The organism is Chryseobacterium sediminis, from assembly GCF_008386505.1.
GTDB lineage: Bacteria > Bacteroidota > Bacteroidia > Flavobacteriales > Weeksellaceae > Chryseobacterium > Chryseobacterium sediminis.
Map to the genome: position 1 here is coordinate 1,964,608 of NZ_VUNZ01000001.1, position 18,644 is coordinate 1,983,251.

General features: G+C 36.8%; 14 protein-coding genes. 8 read left to right on the plus strand and 6 right to left on the minus strand.

The annotated features are described in order from the left end of the window. Nucleotides 1-75 precede the first annotated feature (75 nt). The 5 genes from FW780_RS08935 (at nucleotide 76) to FW780_RS08955 (ending at nucleotide 6,641) form a co-directional block, all read left to right on the plus strand. The gene (locus tag FW780_RS08935) at nucleotides 76-483 is read left to right on the plus strand and encodes an HYC_CC_PP family protein (protein WP_149833266.1); all 408 of its coding nucleotides are present in this window, start codon (nucleotides 76-78) and stop codon (nucleotides 481-483) included. A 70-nt stretch (nucleotides 484-553) separates the two neighbouring features. Beyond that, nucleotides 554-1,939 carry a TolC family protein gene (locus tag FW780_RS08940; RefSeq protein ID WP_149833267.1) on the plus strand — a complete coding sequence of 462 codons (1,386 nt, stop codon included), beginning with the start codon at nucleotides 554-556 and terminating at the stop codon, nucleotides 1,937-1,939. Nucleotides 1,940-1,953: 14 nt separating this feature from the next. Beyond that, nucleotides 1,954-5,106 carry an efflux RND transporter permease subunit gene (locus tag FW780_RS08945; RefSeq protein WP_149833268.1) on the plus strand — a complete coding sequence of 1,051 codons (3,153 nt, stop codon included), beginning with the start codon at nucleotides 1,954-1,956 and terminating at the stop codon, nucleotides 5,104-5,106. 12 nt (nucleotides 5,107-5,118) lie between these two features. Then, complete coding sequence (locus FW780_RS08950; protein ID WP_149833269.1) at nucleotides 5,119-6,201, plus strand: efflux RND transporter periplasmic adaptor subunit; 1,083 nt, start codon at nucleotides 5,119-5,121, stop codon at nucleotides 6,199-6,201. Between the two features lie 8 nt (nucleotides 6,202-6,209). Beyond that, nucleotides 6,210-6,641 carry a hypothetical protein gene (locus FW780_RS08955; protein WP_149833270.1) on the plus strand — a complete coding sequence of 144 codons (432 nt, stop codon included), beginning with the start codon at nucleotides 6,210-6,212 and terminating at the stop codon, nucleotides 6,639-6,641. 139 nt (nucleotides 6,642-6,780) lie between these two features. On the opposite strand, the gene FW780_RS08960 is transcribed toward FW780_RS08955, so the two are convergent. From FW780_RS08960 to FW780_RS08975, 4 genes are all read right to left on the minus strand, one after another. Then, a complete protein-coding gene (locus tag FW780_RS08960) occupies nucleotides 6,781-7,029 on the minus strand; it encodes a NifU family protein (protein WP_002977212.1) in 249 nt (82 codons plus the stop codon). 46 nt (nucleotides 7,030-7,075) lie between these two features. Then, nucleotides 7,076-8,182 (minus strand): Mrp/NBP35 family ATP-binding protein, encoded by a 1,107-nt coding sequence (locus tag FW780_RS08965; protein ID WP_149833271.1) that lies wholly within the window; start codon nucleotides 8,180-8,182, stop codon nucleotides 7,076-7,078. Between the two features lie 118 nt (nucleotides 8,183-8,300). Next, entirely contained in the window at nucleotides 8,301-9,047 is a 747-nt protein-coding gene (locus FW780_RS08970) for a hypothetical protein (protein ID WP_149833272.1), read from the minus strand. Between the two features lie 36 nt (nucleotides 9,048-9,083). Next, nucleotides 9,084-11,039, minus strand: coding sequence for a metallophosphoesterase family protein (locus FW780_RS08975; RefSeq protein WP_149833273.1), 1,956 nt, complete (start codon nucleotides 11,037-11,039; stop codon nucleotides 9,084-9,086). A 225-nt stretch (nucleotides 11,040-11,264) separates the two neighbouring features. On the opposite strand from FW780_RS08975, the gene FW780_RS08980 reads away from it, so the two are divergent. Beyond that, nucleotides 11,265-11,720 carry a hypothetical protein gene (locus FW780_RS08980; protein ID WP_149833274.1) on the plus strand — a complete coding sequence of 152 codons (456 nt, stop codon included), beginning with the start codon at nucleotides 11,265-11,267 and terminating at the stop codon, nucleotides 11,718-11,720. A gap of 139 nt (nucleotides 11,721-11,859) precedes the next feature. Here FW780_RS08980 and FW780_RS08985 read toward each other — a convergent pair whose 3' ends face one another. Then, nucleotides 11,860-14,202 carry a TonB-dependent receptor domain-containing protein gene (locus FW780_RS08985; protein WP_149833275.1) on the minus strand — a complete coding sequence of 781 codons (2,343 nt, stop codon included), beginning with the start codon at nucleotides 14,200-14,202 and terminating at the stop codon, nucleotides 11,860-11,862. A gap of 94 nt (nucleotides 14,203-14,296) precedes the next feature. Here FW780_RS08985 and FW780_RS08990 point away from each other — a divergent pair, with 94 nt between their 5' ends. Both FW780_RS08990 and FW780_RS08995 read left to right on the plus strand, forming a co-directional pair. Further along, nucleotides 14,297-17,098, plus strand: a complete 2,802-nt coding sequence (locus FW780_RS08990; RefSeq protein WP_149833276.1) for a GH92 family glycosyl hydrolase — start codon at nucleotides 14,297-14,299, stop codon at nucleotides 17,096-17,098. A 10-nt stretch (nucleotides 17,099-17,108) separates the two neighbouring features. Next, the gene (locus FW780_RS08995; RefSeq protein ID WP_149833277.1) at nucleotides 17,109-17,873 is read left to right on the plus strand and encodes a hypothetical protein; all 765 of its coding nucleotides are present in this window, start codon (nucleotides 17,109-17,111) and stop codon (nucleotides 17,871-17,873) included. Between the two features lie 46 nt (nucleotides 17,874-17,919). Here the strand turns inward: FW780_RS08995 and FW780_RS09000 are convergent, their stop codons facing one another. Beyond that, nucleotides 17,920-18,642: a phytanoyl-CoA dioxygenase family protein gene (locus FW780_RS09000; protein WP_149833278.1), complete on the minus strand. Its 723-nt coding sequence runs from the start codon at nucleotides 18,640-18,642 to the stop codon at nucleotides 17,920-17,922. Nucleotides 18,643-18,644 lie beyond the last annotated feature (2 nt).

Consider the following 18,644-nt stretch of genomic DNA (forward strand, 5'->3'; position numbering starts at 1 on the left):
TTCCTTTAAAATATAAACTTCCTCCATAATTCTATAACATTGCGGCAGATATTCATTTTAATTTTATCCCGCGAAATGAAAAGAGTCTTTCACATACTGTTTCTCCTCCTATACATCGTGGTTTCCTCAGGGTTTACAACCAGCAGGCACGTATGTAAGGGAAATTCAAGTGAGATCCATGTAGGGCTGAAAAAGCTTTCTGATCTGGATTGTCCAAAATGTAAGGCCAATAAACAGAAAAATCATAGCGGATGCTGTAAACTGGAAGTCAAAAAAATCTGCAAAGAAGATAATCTTCCACATTCTTACAAAAACTCTCCGGTTAAGTTTCTATCAGCTTCCATTCCGTATTATACCTTAGGAACTGTATTTGAGCAGGCAGCAGTTCTTGATCCTGAAAACCATACCTTCTATTTTGATCCTTCAAAATACCATCTCAATTATCCTTCCCTTTTCATCCTTCATTGCGTTTATAGAATTTAGAATAGATTGAATCATATGATGATCCCGATCGGGACAATTATTTTTCAATTTTTAATTCTAAATATATCCTATGAATTTATCATTCAAAGCACTCATCTTATGGTTGGGCTGCCCTGCCCTATCCTTTGCCCAAATTACAGGTTTAGAGGAAGTATTACTAAGGGCAGAAAAAAATTACCAGTCCATCAAAAAAAAGGAAATCAATATACAGGCATCACAGGAAAGGCTTAAGCTTCAAAAGACTTATTATCTCCCGGAAGTTACAGTTATGGCTCAGCAAAACTTTGGGACTATCAACGCTCAAAACGGTCCAATGTATAGTCAGGGTGGTCTTGGAGCAGCCTCAACCTCTATGCCATTGGCAGAACAAAACTGGAATGCAGCATTTGGAAGTTTATACCTGGCCAACATCAACTGGAATGTCTATACTTTCGGAAAACTTAAAACCAAAGAAAATGTAGAAACAGCTGACGTAGAACTTCAGAAAGCAGATTTGAATCAAGAGATTTTTCAGCATCAGATCAAAACAGCTGCAGTTTATTTTAATCTTTTGGTGAGCCAGCGCCTTGAAAATGTACAGCATGAAAATCACAAGCGTTCCGAAGTTATCTATACCATTGCCAAAGCAAGAGCAGAAAGCGGTCTCATTCCTGAAGTAGACGCTTCTCTGGCAAAAGCAGAGATGTCCAGTACACAAACTGCAATCATCAATGCCAATGATCACGTGCTGGAATACAATAAAAAGCTTTCAGACCTCCTGGTGGAAAATTTCACAGAATATCAACTGGATCATTATTTCAGCAAAAATATTCCTTCCTTTGTTCAGGAAAACTCATCTATTGAAACTCATCCCAATATCCTTTTTATTAACGGACACATTAATAAAAGTAAAAAACAGGAAGCGTATTTAACGACAAACGGACTTCCTTCACTTTCTCTTTTTGGAGTATTTCAGGGACGTGGTTCCGGTTTCGGATGGAATTATGTACAGGATAATTCTGCTTTTTCACAATCTTATTTAAAAGGAATCGGGGTAGACAGAATGAACTATATAGTGGGCTTTAACCTCAGCTGGAATCTCACCGATTTTTATAGAAACCAATCCAGAGTCAATGAACAGAAACTAATGACAAAAGCATTGGATTTTGATTATCAGCAGCTGCAGCAGGAACTTAATAATCAACAAAGTCTTTCTGAGCTGAAGTATAAAAATGCACTGGTAAAAGTAGCAGAATCCAAAATTCAGATGGAAGCAGCAACGGACGCCTTTCATCAACAGAAAGCTTTGTATGAAAATGGGTTAACAACCATTGTAGACTTCACGCAGGCTCTGTATCTTCTGAATCAGGCTGAAATCAATTATGAGATTGCGCAAAACAATTCCTGGCAGGCTGTTGTACTCATTGCTGCTTCCCATGGAGATATTTCAATGATTACAAAAGCAATTACCCACTAACCAAAAATTTAAACATGAATCTTATAAAGTTTGCATTACGCAGACCGATATCTGTAATGGTATTGGTATTGGGTCTGCTGTTTTTTGGAATCAAAGCAGCGAAAGACGTCAAAGTAGATATTCTTCCGGAAATGAATCTTCCTGTAGTCTATGTTGCCCATTCTTTCAATGGGTATACACCACAGCAGATGGAAGGATATTTTACTAAAATGTATGTGAATATGCTTTTGTTTACCAACGGAATCAAAAGTATTGAATCTAAAAACACTCAAGGGCTTACCTTGATGAAAGTCAATTTCTACGAAGGAACCAACATGGGAGAAGCTATTGCACAGATTAATGCTCTTTCCACCCGGTCACAGGTATTTTTACCTCCCGGAGCACCGCCTCCGTTTATTATCCGGTTTGATTCTTCTTCCCAGCCTGTAGGACAATTGGTTTTCCGCAGCAATACAAAAACCAATAACGAGCTTCAGGATATTGCTAATTTCAATGCCCGTCCATTTTTGATCGCTATTCCGGGACTTACAACTGCTCCACCGTTTGGAGGAAGCCCGCGTACTATAGAAATAAATGTAGATCCTGTAAAACTCCGTAGTCATAATATGTCTCCGGAGCAGGTGGTGGAAGCCATAAGCCGTAACAATATTACATCTCCATCAGGAAATGTGTACATTGGTGAAACCAATTATCTTACACCCACCAATAATACAGTAAAAAAGGTGGAGGAACTTGGAGATATTCCTCTTTTCAAGGGAACGGCAGACAATGTATATATCCGGGATGTAGCAACGGTAAAAGACGGAGCAGATATTGCCACCGGATATGCACTGATAGATGGCAAGCGCTCTGTTTACATCAATATCGCCAAGGCCAGCAATGCATCTACCCTGGAAGTCGTTAATAAACTAAAAAAATCCTTACCTAAAATTCAAAGAAATATGCCGGATGATGTACAGATTTCCTATGAATTTGATCAGTCTGTTTATATTTCAAATGCTTTAAAAAGTCTTGCTGTTGAAGGAATTCTTGGAGCTTTACTCACTGGTCTTATGGTGATGTTGTTCCTCAATGACCGCAGAGCTGCTCTTATTGTCATCATGACCATTCCTATTTCTATTATTTCCGGGGTATTATTCCTGAAATTATTCGGCCAGTCTATTAATATCATGTCTTTATCAGGACTTGCGCTGGCAATTGGAATTCTGGTAGATGAAAGTACGGTGACTATTGAAAATATCCATCAGCATTTTGCCATGGGTAAAACTCGTGCAAAAGCAATATGGGATGCCTGCCAGGAGATTGCATTTCCTAAATTACTGATTATGCTTTGTATCCTGGCAGTATTCGCGCCAGCCTTTATGATGAGTGGTATTCCAGGGTCATTATTTATGCCCCTGGCTATGGCAATTGGTTTTTCTATGATTGTTTCTTTTGTTCTGTCACAGACTTTTGTTCCGGTAATGGCCAACTGGATGATGAAACATGATCCTAAAACCTGTGAAAACCATAAACCTAACTGGTTTACCAAATTCCGTGACCGCTTCACCGGATTTTTATCTTTATTGATGAAACGTAAAAAGATGATGGTAAGTCTAAGTCTTGCATCCGTTTTATGTATTGGAGCAGGATTATATCAGATTACAGGAAAAGATGTACTGCCCACTGTTAATTCACGACAGTTTCAGGTTCGTATAAAAGCTGCGGAAGGAACCCGTATTGAAGTTACAGAAATAAAAGTCAAAAAGTTTCTGGAACATTTAAAAGAAAAGGTTGGAAAAGACAATATCGCTATTTCCTCAGTTTTTATCGGACAACATCCCTCCACCTTTGCAGTGAGCCCTATCTATCTGTACAATGCGGGGCCACATGAGGCTTTGATGCAGGTTGCATTAAAAAAATTCGGTGGTAATTCTGATGAACTTAAAGATGAACTCCGTAAGTATTATAAAGAGAAGATGCCGGATCTCCAAATCTCTTTTGAACCTATTGAACTGACAGAGAAAATTTTGAGTCAGGGCACCAATACCCCAGTAGAAATAAGGGTTTCGGGTATGATGAAAAAAATGAACCGTATGTATGCAGAAAAGCTTTTAACCAAGCTGAAAGAAATTGAATATATGCGTGACCAGCAGATTCCTCAGTCTATGAACTATCCTGCCCTGCAGATCAATATAGACAGAACACGTGCGGCCCAATTGGGGCTGGATGCTCAGGATATTGCAAAATCGTTGGTAACAGCTACTGCTTCTACCCGATATACCAATAAAAATTTCTGGGTAGGAGGAATGATGGGAATCGCTTATGATGTACAGGTTCAAACTCCTCAAAATATTCTGAACAGCAAAGAGGAACTTGCCAACCTTCCATTATCTAAAAATTCTGACAGACCTGTTCTGGGAGATGTAGCTACTATCACTCCTTCAAAAGAATTGGGTGAAAGCTATAACCTGGGAACTATGGGATATACTACCGTTACAGCTAATATTCACAAAACTGATCTGGAGCAGGCTTCTAAAGACATAAAAAAAGCTATTGAATCATTAGGTGAACTTCCAAAAGGAGTCAATATTGAAGTTTCCGGAATGTCACCGGTATTGGAAGAAACGATGAACAGTCTTTCTTCGGGATTGCTTATTGCTGCTGCAGTTATTTTTCTGATGCTTGCGGCAACTTTCCAGTCTTTCCGGGTATCTATGGTTATTCTTACTACCGTTCCGTTTGTAATTGTAGGCTCTTTGGCCTTATTGAAGATTACGGGCTCAACTTTAAACCTTCAATCCTATATGGGACTTATTATGTCTGTCGGAGTGTCTATTGCCAACGCTGTCTTATTGATCAGCAATGCAGAGACCATCAGAAAATCAACTGGCAATGCTCCCGATGCAGCTATTGAAGCAGCAAAACTACGTATTCGGCCTATCATTATGACTACGCTGGCTATGGCTGCCGGAATGCTTCCTATGGCTATAGGTTTTGGCGAAGGTGGAGATCAGGTATCACCACTCGGCCGGGCAGTTATCGGAGGACTTATTTTCTCTACGTTTTCCGTACTGGTTATCCTTCCGCTTGTTTTTGGATGGATGCAAGACAAGACCAGCATTATTTCTCCTTCATTAGACCCTGAAGATGAGGAAAGCATTCATTATTCAAATACCAACCCATAATTTTTACATTCAATGAAAAATATTTTATATACAGCCGCCATCTTAAGTTTTCTCGTTATCCAGGTTTCCTGTAATCAGGAAAAAGAAGCTCCCAAACAGGAATCTAAACCTATGATGATGAACAATATGGAAACAGTAATCATTAAAAAAAGCAATCCTAAAGTTGATCTGAAACTTCCTGGTGAACTCGTTCCGGATCAGGAGACAGCATTATTTGCCAAGGTGCAGAGTTATGTCAAGAAAATCAATGTTGATATTGGTTCTTATGTGAGTGCCGGGCAGGTTCTTATGATTCTTGAAGCTCCTGAAATACAATCGCAGGCTGCCAGCGCAAAAGCTAAATGGCAGGCACAGGAAGCAATATACACTTCAACAAAATCGAGCTATGAAAGAATATACAGAGCAAACGAAACGAGAGGAGCTATTGCAAAAGATGCTCTGGATCAGATTACAGCAAGAAAATTATCTGATCAGGCACAGCTCAATGCAGCAAAGTCGGCATACCACGAATTGCTGGATATAACCCGCTATCTGGTTATCCGTGCCCCTTTCAGTGGGGTCATTACGGAAAGAAATGTAGATCTCGGTGCTTATGTAGGACCTATGGGCGGAACTCCGCTTTTGGTAATTCAGAATACTTCAAAGCTTCGGCTTAGTTTATCTGTTCCTGAAGCCAATGTTCCTTATCTCAGTGTAGGAGATACTGTTTCATTCAGGATTAATGCTATTCCTGAAAAGAGTTTTAAAGCAAGAATATCCAGAAAATCCGGTTCCTTAGACCTAAAACTGCGTTCGGAAAAAATAGAAGCCGATTTTATTAATCATTCCAAAGAATTAAAACCTTTTATGATTGCAGAATCCACGATTCCTTTACAGAACAATGAGGCCACGTTTTTTATTCCTCGATCTGCTTTGGTGGAAAGCAATATGGGTATTTATATCATTAAAAAAGAAAATGGGAAAGCCAGGTTTGTCCCGGTAAAAAAAGGAAGAATACTGAATGACACTATTGAAGTCTTCGGTGAGCTGTCAGAAGGTGACGCTATTATTAAGAAGGGAAATGAAGAGATTTTAGAAGGAAGTTTAATTAAATAATATCAACAATGACAATAGTAATCAGAAACACATTCATTATTATTTTCAGTGCTGTTGCCTTGTCTGCATGCACTCAGGAAAAATCTAAGAAAATTAATACAGAACAACCTACAATGACACAGCAAATGAAACCTGAACTTTCCGGAAAGTTTGCAAAAGGTGACAGAGTTCCCAATGAAACGGTATGTATGGTCAATAACGCATATATGGGTAAAAAACAAATTGAAGTTCCTCATGACGGTAAAATGTATTATGACTGCTGCGAGATGTGTGTAGAACGTATTCCAAAGGATAAAACGGCAAGAGAAGCTACTGATCCGTTCAGTGGAAAAACCATAGATAAGGCTGATGCCTATATTGTCCTGATCAGTGATGAAGGTGAGGTGGCTTATTTTGAAAATGAAGAGAATTATAAGAGATTTTTAGCACAGCATTCATAGTTATATTTTCCTGATTATTGTTTTTAATAATCAGAGCCCTCGCAGGTTTAAAATCTGCGGGGGTTTTATTATCATTTCTTTGAACAAAAAAAGACAGACTTTAAAAAGTCTGTCTTTTAAAAATATCTCAGATATAATTTTACTCTACGTTGATTACCTTTTCGATTTCTGGCGCATGTTGTTTGATGGTATTTTCAACACCTAATTTCAGGGTTGAGAAATTCAACGAACATCCGGAACAGTTACCCAAAAGTTTCACAAACACCTGATTATCTTTCACATCAATAAGCTCAATATCACCACCGTCTTTATTCAAAAACGGTCTGATGCTTTCCAGAGCTTCCATTACTCTTGTTACTGTATCTTCGTGCGTTATGTTTGTTTCCATATTTTTCAGTTCAATTTGGTTCTTTCAAGTGTATTGAAAGGTATTATTATTTTGCTTTTGGTGAGCATCCTGCCATTGTTGAAATCTTCACTGCTTCAGTAGGAGGAAGACTTTTGTTTCTTTCCACTAAGCTTTCTACCATTTTTCTGGCAGTTTCAGTATAGATATCTGCAATTTTAGATCCTTCCTGAAGCGCAGCCGGTCTTCCTACATCTCCTGCCTCTCTGATACTTTGGATCAATGGAATTTCTCCCAATACAGGAATTCCAAGGTCTTCTGCTAAATATTGCGCTCCCTGGTTTCCAAAGATATAATATTTATTCTCAGGAAGCTCTTCCGGTGTAAAATACGCCATATTTTCGATTAATCCAAGCACCGGAATATTGATACTCTCCATCTGGAACATCGCAATTCCTTTTCTCACGTCTGCCAAAGCAACATGCTGAGGTGTACTTACGATCACCGCACCTGTCACCGGTACTTCCTGAATGATTGACAAGTGAATGTCACCTGTTCCCGGAGGAAGGTCTATTAATAAGAAATCCAGTTCTCCCCATGCAGCATCTCTGATCATCTGGTTTAATGCTTTTGAAGCCATAGGCCCTCTCCACACTACCGCCTGATTAGCTCCTGAGAAATATCCTATTGAAAGCATTTTAACTCCATAATTTTCGATAGGTTTCATCAGGTTCTTACCATTCACTTCTACAGAAATCGGCTTTTGACCTTCTGTATCAAACATGGTAGGAACTGAAGGACCATAGATATCAGCATCTAACAATCCTACTTTAAAGCCCATTTTTGCCAACGTTACTGCCATATTTGCAGAAACTGTAGATTTCCCTACCCCTCCTTTACCGGAAGCAATAGCGATAATATTTTGAATTCCCGGAATTTGTTTTCCTTTGATCTGACTTTGCTGAATTTCACTAGGCTCCGGAGAAACGATTTTAAGTTTTAAATGAACCTCTTCTCCAAACTCACTGGCAAAAGCCTGTTTCATTGCAGCCTCCAGTTTTTTCTTTTCGTGCATTGCAGGCGAATGAGCAGTCATGTCAATATAAACATCATTACCCATAATCTGAAGATTATTCACCAAATCGTCTACTTCTATTTCTTTAAGGAAATCCTGAACCTTTTCTTTCGTCAACATATAAATATAAATTGTTTACAAATTTACGCATTTTTCACCTATTTAGAATAAGTAAACACAATCATAGATAAATTCTTTTGTAAACACAGACCTTCAGCCCTTTATATATTGGCAATTATTATCTGAAATAGGTTACTAACGGAATATTTTTATTCCAGAATTCACTGGATTTTAACAGCCATGAGGTGGAGAAGAAAAACAAGGATGTGGTCTCAAAAATGAGGGTAGAATATGTTAAAAATTGGTTCGCGGAAGCTGAATCATCCCCTAGAAGTGCAATAAGCCCAATGCAGGCGAGGCTGATGAGTATTCCCCAACCACAAAATTTATAATACAGGTTTCTACGGCTTTTCTTAAGTGCTTCTTCTTGGGAAATAGGTTCGCCATCCTGTTCTTTATCACTTTTTTGAAAAAAATAGAGACAAAAAACAGCAAAAGATACGAAAAGCAGTCCGGCACTGATATAATGCACCCAGCTGAACCAGTCCTGATAATTTGCCTTATCTATATTAATGTAAATATTTCCTCCATACCCGTTAAATTTTGTTGGAAATACAGCGACCAATACCGCCATTATTCCGGCAAAATTTGAAAGCATATTTTCATATTTATCTTTTCCCCTGTAGGTAGCAAATAATCCACCCAGAATACATAATGTTCCTACAAAGATTACATGCCCGAAACTGTAGTAATAATGGCTTATACTTACTTTGAGCGGATGTTCATCATTCAGGAAATAGGTGGTCATAAAAAGAAGAAATGAAAGGAGAAATCCTAATAATCCGATAAACATTCGTAATTGATAATAAGAAATCAAAACTCCATTGTTATCATCTGGAGCTGTTTTTTGAGAATGAGTTTCCATGACAATTGTTTTTTGAGGTTATAGTTTGTTTTGAGGTTATAATGAAATGGTTATTTTATCAATAATTTTCACATTTTTATCCGGATCCAGTTTAAAATTATCTTTGATAAACTTCTTTGGATCTTCGGTAAGCAACTCTTTTTGTAGTTGAGAAGCGTCTTTATTTTTTAATATATTCATCCATCGGTATGTTTTTTTAATGGCAACTACATAGATGACAATTTCTTTATCTGTTATTTTAAACTTCAGAAAGTTTTTATTTCCTGTATTGATTTTGCCGGATGAGATTTCGGTTACATACAATTTAAAAAAGTGATAGCCGAAAAGGATATACCATCCGAAAAGTATGGATTGCAAAAGAGCGGAAATAATCAGCTGAGAAACAAAATAATCACAGCCTGCCGGAATTTTAAAGAAACTTTTTATTTCATTAATATGAATAAAAGACAAATGGCTGTCCTTTAAAAAAGTATATCCATAAGTGGGAAGCTTCATGAATACAAACCATTGAACAGCAAACGATAATACAAACAAAAGTCCCCGTAAAATTTTGCTTGTCCATTTTTCCTTCCCGGAACATTCTGTATTGGTGACTTTGGTGATGGTAAAATGAAATATCGCAGGAATTAAAAATAAAATCAAACCTTTCAATATAGAATCTGAGTAACAATGGGTATAGGTAACGATTAATGAAAGAAAAAACAGCAATACGGTAAATTCATAATTGATGATAAAAAAGATAAGATTCCAGAATGTTTTTTTACCGGATTTTTCTTTAGACGGATATCTGCCATCCAGTGTATAGGTCAGTTCTGTAGTCGTTGTATTTTGTAAAATAGGAAGAGTAATGGTATCCTTTAAAAAATCGGTAATATGCCCAAAAGCGCCACCACCTCCTGAGGTAATATAATGTTTGATCTCTTTATCATAACCTTTCTCATTTTCATCCAATTTATAATGTGAGTAATGATGAATATCACCTGTAAGCACCACATCAAAAATAATTTCTGATTTTATATTACTTGCCTCCAGTTTTCTGACCGCTTCTTTCATTGTTCTGATGATATATTCCAGACTATCCATACGCTGTCTTCTTTTGTGTCTGTCTTTTATCTGATAATTGTACCAGTAAGGTTCTGCAATGAGCAATATAACATGGTTGGTATCATTTCCTTTTGATATTTTTTCGACATATTCAGTAAAAAAAGTCATCTGAGGAATATCAATATCACCGAGCAATTGATTATCAATTCCCATTAAGTGAACATTTTCCCTTAATGAATAGGCAAAATAGCTTCTGTTCTGTACAGTTCTGTAATCACTGATTTTACTTCTCTGGCACATCAGCCTGAAAAAAGCACTTAACCCGTCATACCAATCATGATTTCCTGGCGTGGCAATGAGTATCGGTCCTGCCTCTTTTGTATCAGGAGCAACAAGTCTTAAAGGTCCTTTGAAGCGGTCTCTGTAATTGGTTTCAGAACCCACAGGATATACCAGATCTCCTCCCACCACCAAAACAGATCCTCTTTTCAGTTTGATTTCAGGCTCATCCTCAACATCTCTGTTGAATTCATTTTTAAAAGAATAGGTATAGCTGCCTCTTGTCAAATGGTAAAAAACAGTGGTAGTAGCATCAAAACCATCACCTGTATCTGCAATAAAATCAAACCAGAATTCATCTTCCGATTCATTACCGGTATTTTCTATCAGCTCTCTTCCTGTATCTTTTCCCAAAGCAGTCTGCATTTCTCTTTTATCAATGATAGAAAGGATGTCCGCAGAAAGAGAAACCATCCTGAAACTATTCATCAATCCGGTAAAATCAAACCATTTGACAGGTTTTTGAGGAATAAAGTAATAGGGATATTTCTCAGCAATATCTTTAAATATTTTCACTTTTTTAGAAGCGTAAAAGCTATCTTTAAAGTAAAATATCAGAAACGTAAGCGCAGCAAGCAGCAGAAGGTAAAAAAATAGATCTTCCATCATATTATGTATTGAGTTGGTCTTCGTTTTTCCGTATTCTTATGCTTAAAAAGTTTATAAGCACTCCGAACTGGAAATTATTAGTTTACTATCAAATGTATGAAATTTAGAATTTGATTCATATAACACTTTTGTGGTATTTTATCTGTTAATAAAAACATTTATGAATAGGTATTTAAAATAAAATAATTAGATTTATCAACACCATTATCACTGTAAACAATTATTATGAAAACCAATACTTATCCTTCTAAATATGCACTTCCAAAAGGAATTTTCACCGTTGGAAAAACGAAATTCAAATGGTACGATCTGGCCAATGATCCGGAAGAAATCTCCCCGCAGGACATCCATAATGCACGGTTATGTGTTGAATATGCTGAAGAGGATTTCCAAAATATTGATGATTTGGGATTTATCATTATGCATCGCTGCGGAGAAAATTACCTTCTTTTGGTATGTACGTGGCGAAGTGAAAATGAATTATGGGAAAGTGTTTATTATGACGGTTCTGGCAACTTTGAGATATGGAACAGAAATAAAACCCACCTCCCGACTTACTGTGTTTGGGAAATGGGCATTGTATATCATGAATCCCAATCCTGGAAAAAGTTTCTGGGCTCCGGACGGGAAGAAAATGACAAGGAGAGGTATCTTAATGATTTCTTTGAGGGAGAAGTGTAGAAATTTACTGTATTGTCATTGATAATGTCGAATTTTAGATTTCTAATAAGGAAGAATGATAATACACAAAAAGAGATTCTTCATTTCACTCCGTTTCATTCAGAATGACATCAAAAAAAAATAATTTAAATATAGGTTATCAGTTGGCTCTGTTTTTTTCATCAAACCTCACATTGCGGTCCATACCTTTTACTTTTTTATTTCCAAAAGTATACGTTGCAGATACTGTAAGCCTTCTGGCATCGTAATAATTATTGTACGAATGAGTTCCTGTGGTGTAATATATTTCACCTAAACTTTTACCTTGTTTGAGAATATCGGAAACAAAAACATTCAGCTGGAGACTCTTTTCCATAAGGTTCAGTTTCAGACCCGATGTAAAATTGCCAGCGAATTTCATGTATGAATTTCCGGAATTAGAAGGCAGACGAAACCAATAGTTCAGGATAAACTGTATTGTTTTGCTTTGATTGAGCGATATATTATTCTGAAAATCGAAATCATAGCTGTTCCCTTTTCTGGAAAGGGCATCTGTTGCAAAAACATCTGTTTTCATATAAGAATAATTGGCAGAATAATTTGCCTCCCATTTTTTGAAAAAAGTATCTGAGTAATTGAGTGAAACTCCCATACTATTCTGATTGTAAAAGTTTTCAAAGGTACTCACCCGGTTTTCACCTTTCAGATTGGCCAGCTGCCCAAATGCCTCCAGTGTTCTCTGAAAATAAGCAGATGCTGATAATTTTCCTTTATAAACATAAGAAAGTTCAAAATTATGATTGATAGAAGGTTTCAGGAAAGGATTTCCGGTAAAATAAGAGTTGATATTGGTATACCATCTGTACGGATTGATTGCCCGAAATCCCGGTCTGTTGATTCTTTTGGAGTAATTCAGATTAAAAGTATGATTTTCATTGCTTTTATAGCTGATATAGGCTGTAGGGAAAAATTTTCCGTAAGAATTTTCTGTCTGCTGTCCGGAAGTTAAAGAATTTCCATTAACTACAGAATATTCATAACGTAAGCCTGCTTTTGCCGACCATTTTTCATTGAAGGATTTTTCAAAGCTGATATAAGCGGCATAGTTTTTTTCATTATACTCAAACTCATTGCTTTTCAGAGGATCTGTGATATATTGACCATTGGTTAAGTTCTGATAAAATATGCTGGAATTATTATCAAAATTGGTGAATTTCACTCCTGTTTCAGTCTTTGCAAACGAATAAGGAAGTGTAAGATCTGCCTGTCCGGAATAGATTTTATAATTCACCATTGAAGGCGATTTTACGACAAATCGGTCACCAGAACTTTTTGTGGTTGTAAAATCAATCATCGTTTCCGGCGTATTGGAAAAATAATTTCCTGTAATGCTCAGTTTATTATCCTGTTTCCCGAATTTCAGATCATAGTAAGCACTGGCAGTATGTTGTCTGCCCGTAGCTCTGTGTTCGGCATCAGTAAGCAGTGTATTGGTATAATTACCATTCTGGAAATACTTTGAAGTATTGGTGATATCCATATTAGAATGCCCGAATCCAAAATCATAAATAAATCCGATATCAGACTTCTTCCCCAGCTGATAATCCAGGCTTAAATTCGCTCCAAGTCCATCTCCAAAATCCCTTCTGTTATCATTACTTTTAAGACCATCTGCTCCTTCTATCCAATAGTTTTCGTAAGAGTGTTTTTCATTTTTATTTTGTCTTAATTTCAATGAAGTACGCAGTTTTTCATTCTGATAATTCAATGTTACACTGTTTGAATTTCCGGTGTAGGTCTGCTGCTGAAGACTGGAAGTCAAACTTCCGCTCCATCCGAGATTCTGATTTTTCTTTAAAACAATATTGATCAGTCCGCTGTTTCCCTGTGCTTCATATTTTGCAGGAGGTGCTGTAATAACTTCTATTTTTTCAATGTTTTCAGACCGGAGACTTTTCAGGTAAGTGACAAGTTCAGCATCAGACAAATTCAGAATCCTGTCATTAATCATTACTGCTACCCCACTTTTCCCAACAATTGAGACCCCTGTATTGTCATCTACTTTTACCAATGGTGTTGTCGCCAGAGCATCTGCGCCATCCATTCCCTGTGAGGCCACCGAATTGGAAACATTGAAAACTAATCTGTCCGCTTTTCTCTCAATCAGTTTCTTTCTGGCGGTAATTGTAACCCCTTCGATCTGTTTTTCTTTCCTTTTTTCAACAAAAAAATCATGTTTCACCTCACCATTTACCATCAGTTCATTATTGGCTATTTCTACACCGTCCTGAATAAGCTTAATAGTATAGATCCCGTTTTCTGAAAGTTTGAGTGAATAGTTTCCTTTTTCGTCTGAGATGGCTGTCTGTTTTTTCTGATCTTTTATGGCAATCACCTCAACATAAGGAACCGCATTTCCGGTTTGAAAGATTTTCCCTTTTATTGTCTGGGCAAATGTAACCGCCGGCAACAGCATGATTATAGCAAAAAATATCTTCTTCATGAATTATATCGTTTTTAATAAGACAAGCTACCCCCTAGTTTTATTACTTCTGTTTTGCTGTTTTTCAATATCTTCGTCTTTATAAAATCAGAACATGAAAAAAGGGCTTATAGCATTTTCTTTATTTATTACTCAGATCATTTCTGCACAGAATTACTCCCAATATGTGAATCCTTTTATAGGAACCGGAGGCCATGGCCACACTTTTCCCGGAGCAATTGTTCCATTTGGGATGGTACAGCTTTCTCCGGATACCAGAATTGACGGGAGCTGGGACGGGTGCAGCGGATATCATTATTCAGATTCTGTAATCTATGGTTTTTCCCATACCCACCTGAACGGAACAGGAGTTTCAGATTATGGAGACATTATGCTGATGCCTACGATGGGAAATCCAAGTCTGAACAGTAAAGATTATTCTTCAAAGTTTTCGCATAAAAATGAAAAGGCAGCGGCTGGATATTATGCTGTTAAATTAGACAAAAACAATATTAATGTTCGTCTTACGACTACCAAAAGAGTCGGTTATCATGAATATACCTTCAACAATGCGGGTAATGCCAATATCATTTTAGACCTCAATCACAGGGATAAACTTCTGGAAGGGGAAGTAAAAGTGATTGATGATAAAACCATTGAAGTTTTCAGAAGAAGTGAAGCCTGGGCCACCAACCAATATATCTATGCCAGAATTGAGTTTTCAAGACCTATGAAAATTTCAAAAAAAGAGGTTAACGGAAAAGATGAAAACAATCTGTTTACCGGAACAAAACTTGCCCTGGCATTTTCAGCCAATGTTAAAAAAGGAGAAAAAATAAACGTAAAAGTCTCTGTTTCTCCCACGGGATATGAAGGAGCTGGCAAAAATATGCTCGCAGAAGGACAGTCTAAAGATTTTGATGCTGTAAGGAAACAGGCACAATCTGACTGGGACAAAGAGCTTTCAAAAATTGAAGTGAAATCTGATGATAAAAACAAACTAGCTGTTTTTTACACTGCTCTCTATCATGTTTTTACCCAGCCAAATATCAATATGGATGTTGACGGGAAATACAGAGGCAGAGACAACAAGCTATATAATGCAAACGGCTTTGATTATTACACCGTATTTTCACTTTGGGATACCTTCAGAGGCGCTCATCCGTTAATGACTTTAATTGACAGAAAAAGGACTGCAGATTTTATCAACACTTTTATCAAACAATATGAACAGGGCGGAAAACTTCCGGTATGGGAACTGGCTTCTAATGAAACAGAATGCATGATTGGTTATCACTCCGTTTCTGTGATCGCGGATGCTATGGCCAAGGGAATTCAGGGATTTGATTACGAAAAGGCTTTTCAGGCAGCCAAAGGTTCAGCAATACAGGATATTTTCGGATTGAATGCTTACAAGCAGAATAATTATATCAGTATCGATGATGAGCATGAAAGTGTTTCCAAAACTGTAGAATATGCTTATGACGACTGGTGTATTGCTCAAATGGCAAAAATTTTAGGCAAAAAAGAAGATTATCAGTATTTCATGAAGCGTTCTCAAAACTGGAAAAATCTTTACAATCCTAAAACCGGTTTTATGCAGCCAAGAAAGAATGGAAACTGGTATGAACCATTTGATCCAAGAGAGGTGAATAACAATTATACCGAAGGAAACTCATGGCATTATTCTTATTCTGTACAACAGGATATTCCGGGACTGATTGCTGCCCATGGCGGAAAAGAAAAATTTGAACAATTCATTGATGCCATCTTTACCGCACCGGATAAAACAACAGGAAGAGAACAGGTAGACATCACAGGATTGATGGGACAATATGCTCAGGGAAATGAACCAAGCCACCATATTGCTTACCTGTACAATTTTGTAGACAAGCCTGAAAAAACAGATGCCAAAATAAAATACATCCTTGATAATTTCTATAAAAATACGCCTGACGGACTGATCGGAAATGAAGATTGCGGCCAAATGAGTGCGTGGTATATTCTAAGTTCCATGGGAATTTACTCTGTTACCCCAGGATTACCGGAATGGGAAACGACAACGGCTTATTTTGATGAAATCAAACTTCATCTGGAAGATGGTACCACAAAAATAATTACTAAAAACACCGGCAGAGCAGAGCTTAAAAAACTTGGTTTTGAAAATGTAAAACCTGTTAAGGATTTTAAATATATGGAACAAACGGCTTCACCCGTAATCGCTGCTGACAGAATCTTTGATTTTTCTACCAAAGTTGAGATCACCCCCTTACATCCAAATGACAAGGTATATTATATGACCATGGATGAAAGTGACAGTAATAAAAGAAAAACTTTCTCTACCTACAAAGGACCATTCTCTATCACAAAAACAACCCAGGTAATGGCTTATGCTGAAAGAAACGGAGAAAAAAGTTCTGTAACCACAGCCAGCTTCAACAGAAGACCTAATTATTGGGATATTAATATCCTGTCTAAAGTTACTCCTCAATACAGCGCTACCGGAAAACTGGCTCTTATCGACGGAATAAGAGGTGATGTCAACTGGAGAAAAGGTGAATGGCATGGTTACCAAGGGCAGAATTTTGAAGCAATTATTGATTTCAAATCTCCTCAGCAGATCAAATCATTATCGTCCACTTATCTTCAGGACAGCAGAGCATGGATTCTTATGCCTAAAAAAGTAGAATATTACGCTTCCATGAACGGGAAAGATTTTATCCTTCTAAAAACTATTGACAATGATATTGATCCAAAGGATGAAAAGGTACAGATCAAAGATTTTTCTACGGAAATTCTTCCTACTGAAGCACGATACATCAAAGTAAAAGCTTACTATTTCGGAAAACTTCCGGAGTGGCATCAGGGAGCAGGAGGAGATGCTTATATTTTCATTGATGAGATTTCTGCTAAATAAAACTACAGACATGAAAAAATTATCATTATTGCTCTTTTTACTTTTAAGTATCATAAAAGTTTCCGCCTGCAAATGTGTATACGAAACATTACCACAGAATTATTTAAATGCAAGCATTGTAGGCATCATTAAAATTGTAAAAGTGTATGATGAAGATTCTCAACAGCGAAACTATAAAGCTGATGTTGAATTTGAAAAAATTTATAAAGGAACTCCATTCAAAACGATGAATGTAAGAGGTCTGATTGGAAATTCGTACTCCGGAGCATGCGAAATTGATGTACAGCCTAATGAAAGATATCTGATCTTTCTGAATTCCGATAGCACCTATTCTATTTCATCCTGTACTCCAAAAGCAAAACTGGGAATTAAACCAACAAAAGCTGAAAATTTATGGCTTAAAAATCTGAGCAAAGCCTTCACCTACTTAGATAATAATAAATTCAGGTTCATAGGCCTACAGTTTACTAGTTGCTATGATGAAACCCAAACTGAACATGTATCTGATTTATCAAAAATCAGTAGATTCAAACCTAAGCAGCCTTTTGCTATTTATAAAGTAAAAATAGATGATAGGTCAAAAATTCAGGAAATTACTCCTGTTACAACTTTTGGAAGTAAGGATGATACAATCGAAAATATACTGAAAACAAATATGATAGTCTCCCCACCAAGATCTTTCTGGATTCCCAATCCAAAAGAAGCTTTACTTTTTCTTTTTTATAATAAAGAAAATATAGGAAAGCCATACGGTGAAGTCATCTCCTGTGATTAATACTAAAATAAACCCCTCTTCAGAATTTTTGAAGAGGGGTTTATTTTTAATTCATTCTTTCCGACCATTGCAGGACTTCCGGAAGTTCCATATCAGAGAATTCTATGTGGATCACTCTTCTTTTTTTACCGTTGGTTGTCCGGTTTGAACCATGAAGTGTTAAAGGTTTCATGATCATAATTCCTCCTTTTTCAACGTTACAGATCTCTTCTGTTTCAATGGTCCAGTCGATGGTTTCCGGTCTGTAAATGCCTTTTGCGTGAGATTTTGGAACTACTTTCAAAGCTCCGTTACTTTCATCGGTATCATCCAGATGGATTCTGATCGTATAGATATTTTCTAAAATATTCAGAGGAGGCTGCACCGCAAACTGGTTCTTTTTAGTTGTCCACGGGCCGAAATCAGGCAGATCCATTTTTTTATCAACAGAAATAGTCAGATCCTGATGATAAGCTACATACCAATTGGAAGTTTCAGGTTTATCAAAATAAATGCTTTTTACCACAAAATATTTTTCCCCAAAGATTTCCTTAACTACTTTCTGAATATTTTCATTGAAAACAAGATCTTTGATTTCCGGAACTTCTTTTAAAAACTGTCTTATAGCAAACAGATCTTCAGATTTTCTGAAATTCTCTTTTGAAGTGTCTATATTTTGCAGAACATGATTTATTTCTTCAAGTTCTTTCTGTGAAAACACATTATTGATAACAGCAAAGCCATATTCTTGAATATGGCTTTTATTGTTTTTTAAGTTATTTAAATTCATTG

Coding starts and splice junctions, on each gene's coding strand:
- FW780_RS08935 (WP_149833266.1), top strand. CDS start 76: ATGAAAAGAGTCTTTCACATACTGTTTCTCCTCCTATACATCGTGGTT.
- FW780_RS08940 (WP_149833267.1), top strand. CDS start 554: ATGAATTTATCATTCAAAGCACTCATCTTATGGTTGGGCTGCCCTGCC.
- FW780_RS08945 (WP_149833268.1), top strand. CDS start 1,954: ATGAATCTTATAAAGTTTGCATTACGCAGACCGATATCTGTAATGGTA.
- FW780_RS08950 (WP_149833269.1), top strand. CDS start 5,119: ATGAAAAATATTTTATATACAGCCGCCATCTTAAGTTTTCTCGTTATC.
- FW780_RS08955 (WP_149833270.1), top strand. CDS start 6,210: ATGACAATAGTAATCAGAAACACATTCATTATTATTTTCAGTGCTGTT.
- FW780_RS08960 (WP_002977212.1), bottom strand. CDS start 7,029: ATGGAAACAAACATAACGCACGAAGATACAGTAACAAGAGTAATGGAA.
- FW780_RS08965 (WP_149833271.1), bottom strand. CDS start 8,182: ATGTTGACGAAAGAAAAGGTTCAGGATTTCCTTAAAGAAATAGAAGTA.
- FW780_RS08970 (WP_149833272.1), bottom strand. CDS start 9,047: ATGGAAACTCATTCTCAAAAAACAGCTCCAGATGATAACAATGGAGTT.
- FW780_RS08975 (WP_149833273.1), bottom strand. CDS start 11,039: ATGATGGAAGATCTATTTTTTTACCTTCTGCTGCTTGCTGCGCTTACG.
- FW780_RS08980 (WP_149833274.1), top strand. CDS start 11,265: ATGAAAACCAATACTTATCCTTCTAAATATGCACTTCCAAAAGGAATT.
- FW780_RS08985 (WP_149833275.1), bottom strand. CDS start 14,202: ATGAAGAAGATATTTTTTGCTATAATCATGCTGTTGCCGGCGGTTACA.
- FW780_RS08990 (WP_149833276.1), top strand. CDS start 14,297: ATGAAAAAAGGGCTTATAGCATTTTCTTTATTTATTACTCAGATCATT.
- FW780_RS08995 (WP_149833277.1), top strand. CDS start 17,109: ATGAAAAAATTATCATTATTGCTCTTTTTACTTTTAAGTATCATAAAA.
- FW780_RS09000 (WP_149833278.1), bottom strand. CDS start 18,642: ATGAATTTAAATAACTTAAAAAACAATAAAAGCCATATTCAAGAATAT.